This is a genomic window from Aliiroseovarius zhejiangensis, assembly GCF_014656375.1.
Taxonomy (GTDB): domain Bacteria; phylum Pseudomonadota; class Alphaproteobacteria; order Rhodobacterales; family Rhodobacteraceae; genus Aliiroseovarius; species Aliiroseovarius zhejiangensis.
This window is the reverse complement of the sequence record NZ_BNCH01000004.1, coordinates 188,798-201,690: the sequence shown is the minus strand read 5'-3', so window position 1 is coordinate 201,690 and position 12,893 is coordinate 188,798. Positions and strand designations below refer to the sequence as shown.

Sequence of the window (12,893 nt, the reverse complement as noted above, 5' to 3'; positions counted from 1 at the left end):
TGGGCTCACCATGCTTTCAGTAATGAGTGACAAAACATTTTTGGCTTTGGCTGCGGCCCTTGGTTACGGGGTCTCGACCATCTTGATGAAGCATTTTTCCTATGGGTTTGCGCTGCTGCCACTGGCGCTGCTGGTCGCCGTATTGGCGGGTACTGTTGTGTCCGAGGTGCTTTTGCTGCGACAGGTCGAACTGGGCCTGGCTTATATCGCGATCATCGCCACCGAATCCCTGCTTGTGTTGGCCTATGCCTTCGTCATCGGCGAAGGCCTGTCCCGGCAGGAAATGGCGGGGGCGGCGTTTGTGCTGGTCGGGGTGGCTCTGGTCAGCTTCTAAGGCATGACCCGTTTGCCCAGACGGCTTTGATTGCGCGATCATCGCCCATCATGATGGTGGGGAAGATGGCTTGCCATATGTCCTCGGCGCGTGCCGCGCGCTGGGCGATGGCTTGCGTCGAGGACAAGTCGATGACCGCCAGATCCGCCTCGGACCCCGGCTCCAGCGTGCCGATCTTGTCGGCCATGTGCAGGGCGCGGGCCGAGCCTTCGGTTGCCAGCCACCAAAGCTGCGCGGGGTGCAAGGGGTGGCCGCGTAGTTGGCCCACTTCGTAGGCTGCTGCCATGGTGCGCAGCATCGAAAAGGACGACCCGCCACCCGTGTCGGTGGCCAGCCCGATCCGGTGGCCCTGTTCCATCAACCCCTGCATGTCAAACAGGCCGGACCCGATGAACAGATTCGAGGTCGGGCAGTGGATCAGGCTGGCATCGACCTCGCGAATGCGGTCGCGTTCACGGTCGGTCAGGTGGATGGCATGGCCCAACAGCGCGCCCGGCCCCAGCAGGCCGTGATGTTCATAAACATCCAGATAATCGCGAGCGCCGGGAAACAGATCCGCGACCCATGCGATTTCCTCGTGTTGTTCGCTGATATGGGTCTGCATCAGCACATCCGGGTGCTCGGCCCACAACGCCCCGAGGGCTGCCAGTTGTTCGGGTGTCGATGTCGGCGCAAACCGGGGCGTGATGACATAAGACAGCCGATCCTGCCCATGCCAGCGTTCAAGCAGGGCGTTGCTGTCGTCATAGGCACTTTGCGCCGTGTCTTGCAGGGTGTCGGGGGCGTTGCGATCCATGCAGGTCTTGCCGCCCAACACCCGCAATCCACGTTTGGCGGCGGCGGTGAAATAGGCGTCAACGCTTTCGGGATGAATGGTGCAATAGCTGACCGTTGTGGTGGTGCCCGCCGCAGTGACGAGGTCGAAATAGGTTTCGGCAATCTGGGCGGCGTGATCCGGGTCGCCAAAGCGGCTTTCCTCGGGGAAGGTATAGCTGTTCAGCCAGTCGATCAGCCGCTTGCCCCATGACGCGATGATGGCGGTTTGCGGATAATGCACATGCGCATCCACGAACCCGGGCGAAATCAGCGCATCGCCATAGTCGGTCACGCGCGCCTGGGGATGCTTGCTGCGCAGATCGTCCGCAGGTCCCACATCGGCGATCCGTCCGTTTTCGATCGCCACCGCGCCATGCCGTTCGTGTGTCACGCTGTCGGTCAGCGGGTTTGAGAACGGATCCGCGGTAAAGCGAATGGTTTGACCAAGAAGAAGCTGCATGTCGTGCCTTTCGTCTGCGCCATCGGGCAGACTAGGCCTTGAGAAATACGGTGGCAACGGGTTTCTTGCAGTTCCCAAGCGTCCAGCCTTGCCCTATGTTCACGCTCACCAAACCGGAGGGCTTCGTGGTGCTGGACGATCAACATAACGACGATGCGCTCGAAGAAGGGGATTACGAGCTGGACCACGAGGTGTTCCAGCCGGTTCTGGATGCGCTTGAAGCGGAAGACTCAGAGGCGCTGGTTCGCGCGCTGGAACCGGTTCACGCCGCAGACATCGCCGATATCATCGAACAGTTGGGCCATGAAGAACGCGTCGCGCTGGTGCGCTTGTATGGTGGCGAACTGGACGGCGAGATTCTGTCCGAACTGGACGAGGGTCTGCGCGAGGAAATCGTTGGGGCCATGTCGCCAACGGTTCTGGCCGACGCGGTGCGCGAGCTTGAGACCGACGACGTCGTCGACCTGATCGAAGACCTGGATGAGCCGCAAACGGCGGCGGTTCTGGGGGCGCTGGACGATGACGACCGGGCGGTGGTCGAACAGTCGCTGTCCTATCCCGAGGAATCAGCCGGGCGTCTGATGCAGCGCGAGCTGGTGTTTGTTCCCGAACACTGGGATGTCGGGCAAACCATTGATTTCCTGCGCAACAAGGATGATCTGCCCGAGCAGTTTTATCACGTCATTCTGGTGGACCCCCGGATGCGCCCGACCGGGTATGTGACGCTGGGCCGTCTGATGGGCAGCGCCCGTAAAACCAAGATGGTTGATATAGCCGAAGACAGTTTTCGCACCATCCCGGTCATGCAGGACGAGGGCGAGGTCGCCTATGCGTTCAACCAGTACCACCTGATCTCGGCCCCGGTGGTCGACGCCGATGAACGCCTTGTGGGTGTCATCACGATCGACGACGCGATGGTTATTCTGGACGAAGAGCATGAAGAAGACATTATGCGTCTGGCCGGGGTGGGCGAAAGCAGCCTGTCGGACCGCGTGATCGACACCACCAAACGCCGGTTTCCCTGGCTGGCGGTCAATTTGGTGACAGCTATTCTGGCATCCATGGTGATCGCGCAATTCGATGACGTGATCGCGAAATTCGTGGCGCTGGCCGTTCTGATGCCGATCGTCGCGTCGATGGGCGGCAATGCGGGCACGCAGTCGCTGACCGTGGCCGTGCGTTCTTTGGCCACGAAAGACCTGACCTCGGCCAACGTCTGGCGGGTCATCCGGCGCGAGGCCGCGGTGGGTCTGATCAACGGGCTGATCTTTGCCGTGGTGATGGGCGGTGTGGGGTATGCATGGTTCGGCACCCCGATGCTGGGTGTCGTGATTGCCGTCGCGATGGTCGTGAACCTGGTGGTTGCCGGACTTGCCGGGGTTATCATCCCGGTGGTGCTGGAACGCCTCGACATCGACCCCGCGCTGGCCTCCGGTGCGTTTGTGACCACGGTCACCGATGTTGTGGGCTTCTTCGCCTTTCTTGGACTTGCTGCGGTGATGTTGTTGTGACGATGGATCAGGACGGTTTGAAAGAAACCAAGGCGCGCGCGCGAAAGGCCGCTTTTGCCCGTCGGCAAGCGGTGCACAGCGAAGCACGGTCCGCCGCCGGAGTGGCGCATCTTTTGTCCGTGGTGATGGATCACAAGGGCAAGGTGCTGTCCGGTTACATGCCCATCCGCACCGAAATCACACCTGTGCCCGTGATGGCCGCCATGTCCGCGCATGGGCCGGTCTGTGTGCCGGTCATCGGCAAGCCGGGCGAGCCCCTGCGCTTCGCGCTTTGGACCCCGGAATGCGAAATGGTCGAAGGGGCCTTCGGGGCCTTCATTCCGGCGACCCGGCAGTTTGTCGAGCCCGAGGTGCTGATCGTGCCCCTGCTGGCCTTTGACCGCAAGGGCGGGCGTCTGGGCTATGGCGGCGGGTTTTATGACCGCACGTTGGAGGGGCTGCGTGACAAACGGCCAACGCTTGCCATCGGCTATGCCTATAGCGGGCAAGAGGTGGACGCGGTGCCGCTGGAACCCACCGACCAGCTGCTGGATGCCATAGTCACCGAAGATGGTGTGCATTGGGTGTGATCCCGACGCTTTGGCTTGCCCTTGTCGCCCATTCCACCTAGGGCTTGGGGCATGAAGATACTTTTTCTTGGCGACATCATGGGGCGCGCGGGACGGCGTGCGGTGACCGAGCGGCTGAAGGCGCTGCGCGAGGCATGGAAGCTGGATTTCGTGGTGGTGAATGGCGAAAACGCTACGGGCGGGGCCGGGCTGACCGCCGCCCATGCGCGCACGATACTGGACGCGGGCGCGGATGTGATCACGCTGGGCGATCACGCGTTCGATCAACGTGAAATGCTGACCTTCTGTGAGCAGGAAACGCGGATCATCCGCCCCCTGAACTATGCCAAAGACGCGCCGGGAACGGGCGCGCGGGTGTTTTCGGACGCGCGCGGGCGCAAGATTCTGGTGACGCAGGTCCTGGGGCAGGTGTTCATGAAACGCCCGTTCGACGATCCGTTTTCAGCGGTGGATGCGGTGTTGAAACGCCACCCGCTTGGGGGGGCGGTCCAGGCCACGCTGGTCGACATTCATTGCGAGGCCACATCGGAAAAAATGGGCATGGGGCATTGGTGCGACGGGCGGGCCAGTGTGGTCGTCGGCACCCATACCCATGTGCCAACCGCAGATGCGCAAATCCTGTCCAAAGGCACGGCGTTCCAGTCCGATGCCGGGATGTGCGGCGATTATGACAGCGTGATCGGCATGCAGAAAGAAGAGCCGATGCGGCGCTTCGTGACCGGCATGTCGAAATCCCGGTTCACCCCGGCCACGGGCGAGGCGACGCTGTCGGGTCTGTTTGTCGAAACCGACGACCGCACCGGCAAGGCCACACATGTTCAGATGATCCGCGCGGGCGGACGGCTTGCCCCGTCGACGCCGGCCGCCCCGGACTGATTTTCGCAGGCCACCCAAATCGGTTTGCGATTGCAGGATAAACGTAACTTGCATGCTCTCGGCAAAAACCGTGCTTGCCCAGCGCCTGCGCACGGGGCAAGACTGCACTGACGATGCGAACAGGGACAACCAATGGGCCTTTTTGATTTTGGCGATATGACTTTGGCGGTGCTATCGCTGCTGGTCGTGGCTGGTATGTTCGTGATGTTCCTGCGCGAGACCTTTCCGACCGAGGTCGTGGCCATCGGCGGGGTCGCCATCATGCTGATCCTGGGCATTCTGGATTACGAGAAAGGCTTACAGGTTCTGTCGAACCCTGCGCCATGGACCATCGCGGGTATGTTCATCGTGATGGGGGCGCTGGTGCGCACGGGTGCGTTGAACTGGTTTACCCTGATTGCCGAAAGACGCGCCGAGAAAAGCCCGGCGATCGCCCTCTCGGCCTTGATGGGCTTTGTGGTTCTGGCGTCTGCTTTCGTCTCAAACACCCCTGTGGTCGTGGTGATGATTCCGGTCTTTGTTCAACTGGCGAAGAAAATCGGCACCTCGGCCTCGAAACTGCTGATCCCGCTGAGCTATGGGGCCATTCTGGGGGGCACTCTGACCCTGATCGGCACATCGACCAACCTGCTTGTGGATGGTGTAGCACGCGCCAACGGTTTGAAGGCCTTCACGATTTTCGAGATCACGCCCCTGGGCATCGCGCTGGTCGCCTGGGGGATGATCTATATCTACTTCATCGCGCCAAAGATCCTGCCGGATCGTGACAGCATGGCCTCGCTTCTGTCGGACCGGTCCCGCAAGAAGTTCTTTACCGAGGCCGTGGTGCCACCCGAAAGCAACCTGATCGGGCGCGAGGTCAACGGGGTGCAACTGTTCAAGCGTGACGGGGTGCGGCTGATTGATGTGGTGCGTGGCGATGCATCGCTTCGGCGCAATCTGGATGGCGTGACGCTGCAGGTCGGCGACCGGGTGGTTCTGCGCACGGCGATTGCCGAACTTCTGAGCTTGCAGCGCGATAAAAGCCTGAAACGCGTGGATCAGGTGTCAGCGGTTGAAACCACGACGGTCGAGGTTCTGATCACCCCCGATTGCGGCATGGTCGGCAAGCAGTTGGGGCGGATGCGCCTGCGTCGGCGCTATGGCGTCTATCCCCTTGCGGTACATCGCAAGAACCAGAATATCGGCCGACAGCTTGATGATCTGGTGGTGCGGGTCGGCGACACGCTGCTGCTGGAAGGCGCCCCCGAGGATATTCAACGGCTGGCGCAGGACATGAACCTGCTGGACGTGTCAAAGCCTTCGGCGCGCGAATACCGGCGCGGCCATGCTCCGATCGCCATTGGATCGCTGGTCGGCCTGGTTGTGCTTGCCGGTCTGGGGGTGGCGCCGATCTTCTATCTGACGGTGCTGGCGGTGGCGCTGGTGCTTCTGACCCGCTGTATCGACGCGGACGAAGCCTTCGGGGCCGTCGACGGGCGTTTGCTTGTATTGATCTTCTCGATGCTGGCAATTGGTGCGGGGTTGGAAAACTCGGGCGCGGTCAGTCTGGTCGCGGAAAGCGTGGCGCCGCTTCTGGGCAATCTGCCACCCTTCCTGATCGTCTGGGCGATTTATCTGCTGACCTCTGTGCTGACCGAGCTTGTCTCAAACAACGCTGTCGCCGTGGTTGTCACACCCATCGCCATCGGCCTTGCCAATGCGCTGGGGCTGGATCCGCGCCCCTTGGTCGTGGCGGTGATGGTGGCGGCTTCGGCCAGTTTCGCGACACCCATCGGATACCAGACGAATACGCTGGTTTATGGGCCGGGGGGCTACAAGTTTTCGGATTTCCTGAAGGTCGGCATTCCGTTGAACCTGTCCGTCGGGCTGTTGGCCTCGTTCCTGATCCCGTTCATCTGGCCGCTCTGATGCGCGGCAGCTAGAGTGGCCAGAACACGAGGATCGCCGGGATCGACACGGCAACCACCAACACCTCAAGCGGTAGGCCCATGCGCCAATAGTCGCCGAACTTATAGCCGCCGGGGCCGAGGATCAGAGTGTTGTTTTTGTGACCGATCGGCGTCAGGAAGGCGCAGCTTGCCGCCACTGCGACCGCCATCAGGAACGGGTCCGGGTTTTTTCCCAGCGTCTGGGCCATCTGGATGCCCACCGGGGCGGCAACGATGGTGGTGGCGGTGTTGTTCAGCACATCTGACAGGGTCATGGTGACGATCATCAAAACCGTCAACACGGCCCAGGCGGGCATGCCCTGCGTCAGTCCAACCAGTCCATTGGCAATCAGTTCCGTGCCGCCCGATGTTTCCAACGCCGCCCCCAGCGGAATCATCGACCCCAGCAGCACGACCACCGGCCATTCGATGTGGGAGTAAAGTTCGGACAGGGGCACGATCTTGGTCAGGGTATAGCCGACGACGACAAGACCCAGCGCGACCGGCAGATAGACAAGGCCAAAGCTGGCCGCAGCCACAGCGCCGCCAAAAAGGCCGATGGCCAACCAGACCTTTTCATCCTGCGTAACGGTCAATCCGCGTTCAGCCAGAGGCAAACCGCCCAGCCATTCGGTGACATCGCTTTCCGATCCCTGCGGGACCAGCAGCAGCAGAATGTCGCCGGGCCGGATCTTGGTCTTGCGCACCTGCTTGGTGATGCGTTTGCCCGACCGCGAGATGCCCAGGAGGACCGAGCGTTGCCGCCAGTGCAGCCCCACGGATTGCGCGGTCTTGTCGACGATGCGGGCGTTGACGGGAACGGCGACCTCGATCTTGGACAAGCCGGCACCTTCGGCGCGCAGGGTTTCTTCGCGCTTGGCATCGGTGAAGGCCAGCCCCAGGGCCGCGCGAAATTCGTCCAGAGCTTCGGGGCGCGCCTCGATCACCAGCGCGTCACCGGCAGCCAGTTTGGTCGCGCGCTGGGTGCCATAACGTCGCTTGTTCTCGCGCACGAGCCCAAGGATCGCAACGTCGTTCTTTTCGGCCGTTTCGACCAGATCCTGCAACCGCTTGCCGATGTGTTTCGACCCTTCCGGAATGGTCAGTTCGGCGACGTAAAGCCCGAAGGCCTCCATCGGGTCGGCATTGGCCTCGGCCGCATCGGCTTGCGGGATCATTCGCCAGCCGATCAGGGCGACAAAGATCAGCCCCGCAATCGCCGTCACCCCGCCCACGGGGGCGAAATCGAACATGTGGAACGGCTCGCCCAGCGCCTCGCCCCGGATCGAGGCGATGATGATGTTGGGCGGCGTGCCGATCAGTGTGACCATGCCACCAAGGATGGTGGCAAAGGATAGCGGCATCAGGCTCAGCCCCGGCGCGCGACCGGCCTTGCGTGCGGTCTGCACATCTACGGGCATCAACAGGGCAAGGGCGGCCACGTTGTTCATGAAGGCCGACAAGACGCCGCCAATCGCGCCCATCAGCGCGATATGCGCCCCAAGCGAGCGTGAGGCATCGACCATGGTGCGGGTGATCAGAAACACCGCTCCTGACCGCACCAGCCCCGCCGATACAACCAGCACCAGCGCCACGATCAGTGTGGCCGGGTGACCGAAGCCCGAAAATGCGTCTTTTGTGGGTACCACACCCAGCACCACGCCCAGCATCAGCGCCGCGAAGGCCACAAGGTCATAGCGATAGCGGCCCCAAAGCAGCAGGCCAAACACCGCACCGAAAAGTGAAAACAGGATGATCTGATCAGTTGTCATATCCAAGGCTTAGCGCCTGCGGAATGGAACGTCACCCGTAGATTACGGGGAAAAGGGTGGCGACCAGCAACAGGGCCATTGTCACGTTGAACGACCTGAGGCGTGCCGGATTGGTCAGGATCACTCGTATTTTCTGCCCGAGAACTGTCCAGACCGAGACCGAGGGCAGGTTCACGAACCCAAAGATGACGGCGACAATGATGACGGCCCCCATATCGCGGGATGGTGCATAGACGCTGATCGCGGTCAACGCCATCGCCCAGGCCTTTGGGTTGACCCATTGGAACGCCGCGGCTTGCAGGAAGGTCATTGGTGTGCCGTCTGTCTTGCCGCTGCCCGGCTCGGAGGCATGAGCGATTTTCCATGCCAGCCACAGAAGATAGATGACGCTGCCCGCCTTCAGGATCGTGTAGCTGATGGGGTAGAGGTCAAACAACGTCATCAGCCCCGCGCCGACCAGCACGATCATGAAGGTGAACCCGATGCCGATGCCCAGCATGTGCGGGATCGTGCGCTGGAATCCGAAATTGGCCCCGGAGGCCATCAGCATCAGGTTGTTTGGCCCCGGCGTGATTGACGAGACAAAGGCGAAGGCCACAAAAGCCGAGAGAAGTTCGATTGACATGGCTGCAATTATCAACTGAAAATAAGGTCAGCGAATTGCAATTAGGTCTCGCAAAGAAATAATTTGGCAATAAATGGCGAAGATTGATCGGATAAACCAGAAAATATTGCACGAGTTATTGCGCGATGGTCGCTTGCCCAACACGGAACTTGCCGACCGCGTGGGCCTGTCGCCCTCGGCCTGTTTGCGCCGGGTGCAGGAACTTGAACGCCAGGGTGTGATCAAAGGATATCGCGCCGTTCTGGACCCTGTCGCGCTGGGCAATGGCTTTGTTGCGTATGTCACGGTTGGCCTGTCCGACCACACCAAGGCTGCGCAGGAAGGGTTCGAACGCTCGGTCGCGCGTTACGACGAAGTGCGCGAATGTCACAACATCACCGGAACGGTGGAATACCTGCTCAGGGTCGAGGCAGAAGATCTGGTCGCCTACAAGCGGTTTCACACCGACAAGCTGGGCACGCTTGCGCAGGTGCACCAGATCGTCACCCATGTGGTCATGGGCTCGCCCAAGGACGAACGCGCCTGACGACGCCCGGGCGACAGACAAGCGGGGCTTGCGGCCCCCCCAAGCCCTGCTGTATTGAACCGCGCAACATATCCATATCTGTATCAATTCGGAGGGCGCCATGGCTGGCCACTCAAAATGGGCAAACATCCAGCACCGCAAGGGGCGTCAGGATGCTGCCCGTTCAAAGCTGTTTTCGAAACTTGCAAAGGAAATCACCGTCGCCGCCAAGATGGGCGATCCCGACCCGGACAAGAACCCGCGCCTGCGTCTGGCGGTGAAAGAGGCGAAATCGCAATCCGTGCCGAAGGATGTGATCGACCGCGCGATCAAGAAATCGCAAGGCGGAGATGCCGAGAATTACGATGAAATCCGTTACGAAGGCTATGGGCCGAACGGTGTTGCTGTGATCGTCGAAACCATGACCGACAACAAGAACCGCACAGCGTCGACCGTGCGCTCTACCTTCTCGAAAAACGGTGGGAACCTTGGCGAAACCGGCTCGGTCGGGTTCATGTTCGACCGCAAGGGCGAGGTGATCTATCCGCTGGAGGCCGGCGACGCCGACACCGTGATGGAAGCCGCCATCGAAGCCGGTGCCGAGGATTGCGAAACAACCGAGGACGGCCATCGCATCACCTGCGCCGACACTGACCTGAACGAAGTGTCGAACGCGCTGGAGGCCGCGCTGGGCGAAAGCGAATCGACCAAGCTGATCTGGCAACCCAACATGACCACCGAACTGGATCTGGACGGGATGCAGAAACTGATGAAGCTGGTGGATGCGTTGGAGGACGACGACGACGTTCAACGTGTCACCACCAACTTCGAAGCCACGGACGAGGTTCTGGCCCAGCTCTGACACGCGCCCTTTCGCGTTGATCACAAGACCCCGGCCCGGATCACCGTGCCGGGGTCTCTTGTCTTTCGGACCAAACTCGGGTCAGGTCGCGCAATGACCAACCTGACCCCGACATCACAAAGACCCCTGCATGGCATCCTGTGGATGCTGGCGGCGGGGTTTTTCTTTGTCCTGCTGAATGGGTTGGTGAAGTATGTCGGTCAGACCCTGCCGTCATCGCAGGCAGCATTCTTGCGATACCTGTTCGGGCTGATCTTCGTACTGCCCGCGCTTGGGCAGTTGAAGCGGGCGCGGTTTTCGCCCCCGATGTGGCGGCTGTTTGCCTTGCGCGGTGTGGTGCATACGGGCGCGGTGCTGTGTTGGTTCTATGCCATGACCCAGATCACCGTGGCCGAGGTCGTGGCGATGAACTACCTCAACCCGATCTATGTCATGCTGGGGGCGGCGCTGTTTCTGGGTGAAGGGTTTTCGACCCGTCGGATGACCGCTGTGGTGTTCGCCTTCCTCGGCGTGCTGATCATCCTGCGCCCGGGCGTGCGGGAGCTTGGATCGGGCCATCTGGCGATGGTGTTCACCGCCATCTTTCTGGGCATCTCCTACCTGATTGCCAAACGCCTGTCGCAAGAAGCATCCGCAGCCGTCGTGGTCGCCATCATGTCGATCACGGTAACGATCGGGCTGGCCCCGGCGGCCTGGCTGGTCTGGGTGCCGCCCAGCCTTACGGATTTGGGATGGTCCGTTGTGATCGCCTTCTGCGCGACCGCCGGGCATTACGCCATGTCGCGCGCCTTTGCCGAAGCGCCGGTGTCCGTCACCCAGCCCGTGACCTTCCTGCAAATCATCTGGGCGACGATGATGGGGGCGTGGCTATTCGCCGAACCGCTGGACGTCTGGGTGATCGCCGGCGCGGGTGTGATCATTGGCTCAGTGACCTACATCACCTGGCGCGAAGCGATGTTGAATCGCCGCGTGACGCCGAACCCCAACGCGGCGAAGTCATGAAAAAGGGGCGCCCGCGACAGACGCCCCGACACTGTTTCGCTCAATCCTTACTCTGACCAGCTGACCCCCGTCAGGTCATTGGCCTGCGTGGGTGCGTTTTCCCACAATCCGTTGATCTTGGCGTTCGCCACACCGGTTTTCGCCAGTTGAAACAGATACCCGTTCACATAGTCCTCGGCGATGATCTTCTGCGCCTGCTTGTTCAACTCCGACCGCATGGCGGGATCGGACGTGACCGACAGTTTCTCGATCAGCGCCTGAAACTCGGCATTGTCATACTGGAAATAGTAATCCGGCCGCGCATAGATGTTGATGTCCGCAGGCTCGGTATGGCTGACGATGGTCAGGTCGAAATCCTTGCCCTTGAACACCTGCTCGATCCACTGCGCCCATTCAAGGTTCGATATCTCGGTGTTGATCCCGACCGCGCGCAGCTGGGCCGCAACGATCTCGCCCCCGCGACGAGCGTAGGAAGGCGGCGGCAGCATCAGTCGCAGGGTCAGATCCTCGGCTCCAGCCTCGGCCAGCAGAGTCTTTGACAATTCGGGGTCAAAGGCGGAGTTTTCCGTCAGGTCCACGTAATCCGGGTGGTGCGGCGCGAAATGGGTGCCGATCGGCGTACCGTAGCCGAACATCGCCCCGTCAATGATATCTTGCCGGTTGATGGCATGTGCGATGGCTTTGCGCACCCGCACATCCGCCAGCGGACCGGCGGTGTTGTTGATGGACAGGATCGTCTCACCCTCGGTCGAGCCGACGATCACGTTGAAGCGGGGATCGGCCTCGAACTGCGACAGGGTTTCGGTGGCGGGGAAGTTGGGAAAGGCATCCACATCCTCTGCCATCATCGCAGCAAACGCCGCGTTGGGGTCCGAAATGAACTTGAACGTGGCTTCTGCCAGTGCGGGTGCCTCGCCCCAATATGCATCATTGCGTTTGATCTTCACATGATCGCCCTTGGCCCATTCGACAAAGCTGAACGGCCCTGTGCCCACCGGGGCGGTGGCGGCGTTGTCGATGCTTTCTGGGGCCACAATCACCGCATCCCCCCACGCCATGTTGAACGGGAAATTGCCGTTGGGCGATGCCAGCTTTACCTCGACGGTCAGCGGATCGGGTGCTGTCACTGCCTCGATATCCTTGAACAGCGCCTTTTGCGCGTTCGTCGAGTCTTCTGCCCGCGCCCGATCAAGCGAGAAGATCACGTCCTCGGCATCCATCGTGGTGCCGTCATGAAAGGTCACACCATCGCGCAGCTTGAAGGTATAGGTCAGACCGTCATCGCTGACCGACCATTCACTGGCCAGTCCGGGCTGGATCGACCCATCGGGACCGAACCGGGTCAGCCCTTCGAAGATGTTGGCATAGACCACCTCGTCAATCGCGGCGGCGGCCCCTGCGGTCGGGTCAAGGTTGGGGGGCTCCAACACCATGCCAAGCGTGATCGTGTCACCATCGGCCAGCGCGGTCGTCGCCATCAAAGCCCATGCGGCAGCAGTGAATTTCAGGTTGGTCATGGTCGATCCTCCTTGGCCCAAGAAACGGGATTGGCGTTATCAAACGCGGGAATTCGCTTCGACGCAAGGAAAAGACCTCGGGTCAGTCGCCTTTGAACTCCCTTTGATTTTCT

At 61.1% G+C, this 12,893-nt stretch carries 12 protein-coding genes; 8 read left to right on the top strand and 4 right to left on the bottom strand.

From position 1 onward, the window contains the following. The first annotated feature begins 22 nt into the window (after positions 1-22). Complete coding sequence (locus IE188_RS10880; protein ID WP_229836738.1) at positions 23-334, top strand: 5-aminolevulinate synthase; 312 nt, start codon at positions 23-25, stop codon at positions 332-334. On the opposite strand, the gene guaD is transcribed toward IE188_RS10880, so the two are convergent. Next, positions 324-1,610 (bottom strand): guanine deaminase, encoded by a 1,287-nt coding sequence (guaD, locus tag IE188_RS10875; RefSeq protein WP_191286516.1) that lies wholly within the window; start codon positions 1,608-1,610, stop codon positions 324-326. The two genes, IE188_RS10880 and guaD, sit on opposite strands and share 11 nt — an antisense overlap. Positions 1,611-1,705: 95 nt before the next feature. Between guaD and mgtE the strand changes: the two genes are divergently transcribed. From mgtE to IE188_RS10855, 4 genes are all read left to right on the top strand, one after another. After that, the gene (gene mgtE / locus IE188_RS10870; RefSeq protein ID WP_191286515.1) at positions 1,706-3,121 is read left to right on the top strand and encodes a magnesium transporter; all 1,416 of its coding nucleotides are present in this window, start codon (positions 1,706-1,708) and stop codon (positions 3,119-3,121) included. A 2-nt stretch (positions 3,122-3,123) separates the two neighbouring features. Next, the gene (locus tag IE188_RS10865) at positions 3,124-3,690 is read left to right on the top strand and encodes a 5-formyltetrahydrofolate cyclo-ligase (RefSeq protein ID WP_191286666.1); all 567 of its coding nucleotides are present in this window, start codon (positions 3,124-3,126) and stop codon (positions 3,688-3,690) included. Between the two features lie 51 nt (positions 3,691-3,741). Beyond that, positions 3,742-4,566, top strand: coding sequence for a TIGR00282 family metallophosphoesterase (locus tag IE188_RS10860; protein ID WP_191286514.1), 825 nt, complete (start codon positions 3,742-3,744; stop codon positions 4,564-4,566). A gap of 132 nt (positions 4,567-4,698) precedes the next feature. Then, positions 4,699-6,477: an SLC13 family permease gene (locus IE188_RS10855; RefSeq protein WP_191286513.1), complete on the top strand. Its 1,779-nt coding sequence runs from the start codon at positions 4,699-4,701 to the stop codon at positions 6,475-6,477. 10 nt (positions 6,478-6,487) lie between these two features. Here the strand turns inward: IE188_RS10855 and IE188_RS10850 are convergent, their stop codons facing one another. Both IE188_RS10850 and IE188_RS10845 read right to left on the bottom strand, forming a co-directional pair. Continuing rightward, on the bottom strand, positions 6,488-8,269 hold the full coding sequence (locus tag IE188_RS10850) for an SLC13 family permease (protein ID WP_191286665.1): 1,782 nt from the start codon (positions 8,267-8,269) through the stop codon (positions 6,488-6,490). Positions 8,270-8,300: 31 nt separating this feature from the next. Beyond that, positions 8,301-8,894: a LysE family translocator gene (locus tag IE188_RS10845; RefSeq protein WP_191286512.1), complete on the bottom strand. Its 594-nt coding sequence runs from the start codon at positions 8,892-8,894 to the stop codon at positions 8,301-8,303. Positions 8,895-8,967: 73 nt separating this feature from the next. Here IE188_RS10845 and IE188_RS10840 point away from each other — a divergent pair, with 73 nt between their 5' ends. The 3 genes from IE188_RS10840 (at position 8,968) to IE188_RS10830 (ending at position 11,263) form a co-directional block, all read left to right on the top strand. Beyond that, positions 8,968-9,420, top strand: coding sequence for an Lrp/AsnC family transcriptional regulator (locus IE188_RS10840; RefSeq protein WP_191286511.1), 453 nt, complete (start codon positions 8,968-8,970; stop codon positions 9,418-9,420). Positions 9,421-9,520: 100 nt separating this feature from the next. Further along, positions 9,521-10,261 carry a YebC/PmpR family DNA-binding transcriptional regulator gene (locus IE188_RS10835; RefSeq protein WP_191286510.1) on the top strand — a complete coding sequence of 247 codons (741 nt, stop codon included), beginning with the start codon at positions 9,521-9,523 and terminating at the stop codon, positions 10,259-10,261. 93 nt (positions 10,262-10,354) lie between these two features. Next, the gene (locus tag IE188_RS10830; RefSeq protein ID WP_191286509.1) at positions 10,355-11,263 is read left to right on the top strand and encodes a DMT family transporter; all 909 of its coding nucleotides are present in this window, start codon (positions 10,355-10,357) and stop codon (positions 11,261-11,263) included. Positions 11,264-11,310: 47 nt separating this feature from the next. Here the strand turns inward: IE188_RS10830 and IE188_RS10825 are convergent, their stop codons facing one another. Beyond that, complete coding sequence (locus IE188_RS10825; RefSeq protein ID WP_191286508.1) at positions 11,311-12,780, bottom strand: ABC transporter substrate-binding protein; 1,470 nt, start codon at positions 12,778-12,780, stop codon at positions 11,311-11,313. Positions 12,781-12,893: the final 113 nt, after the last annotated feature.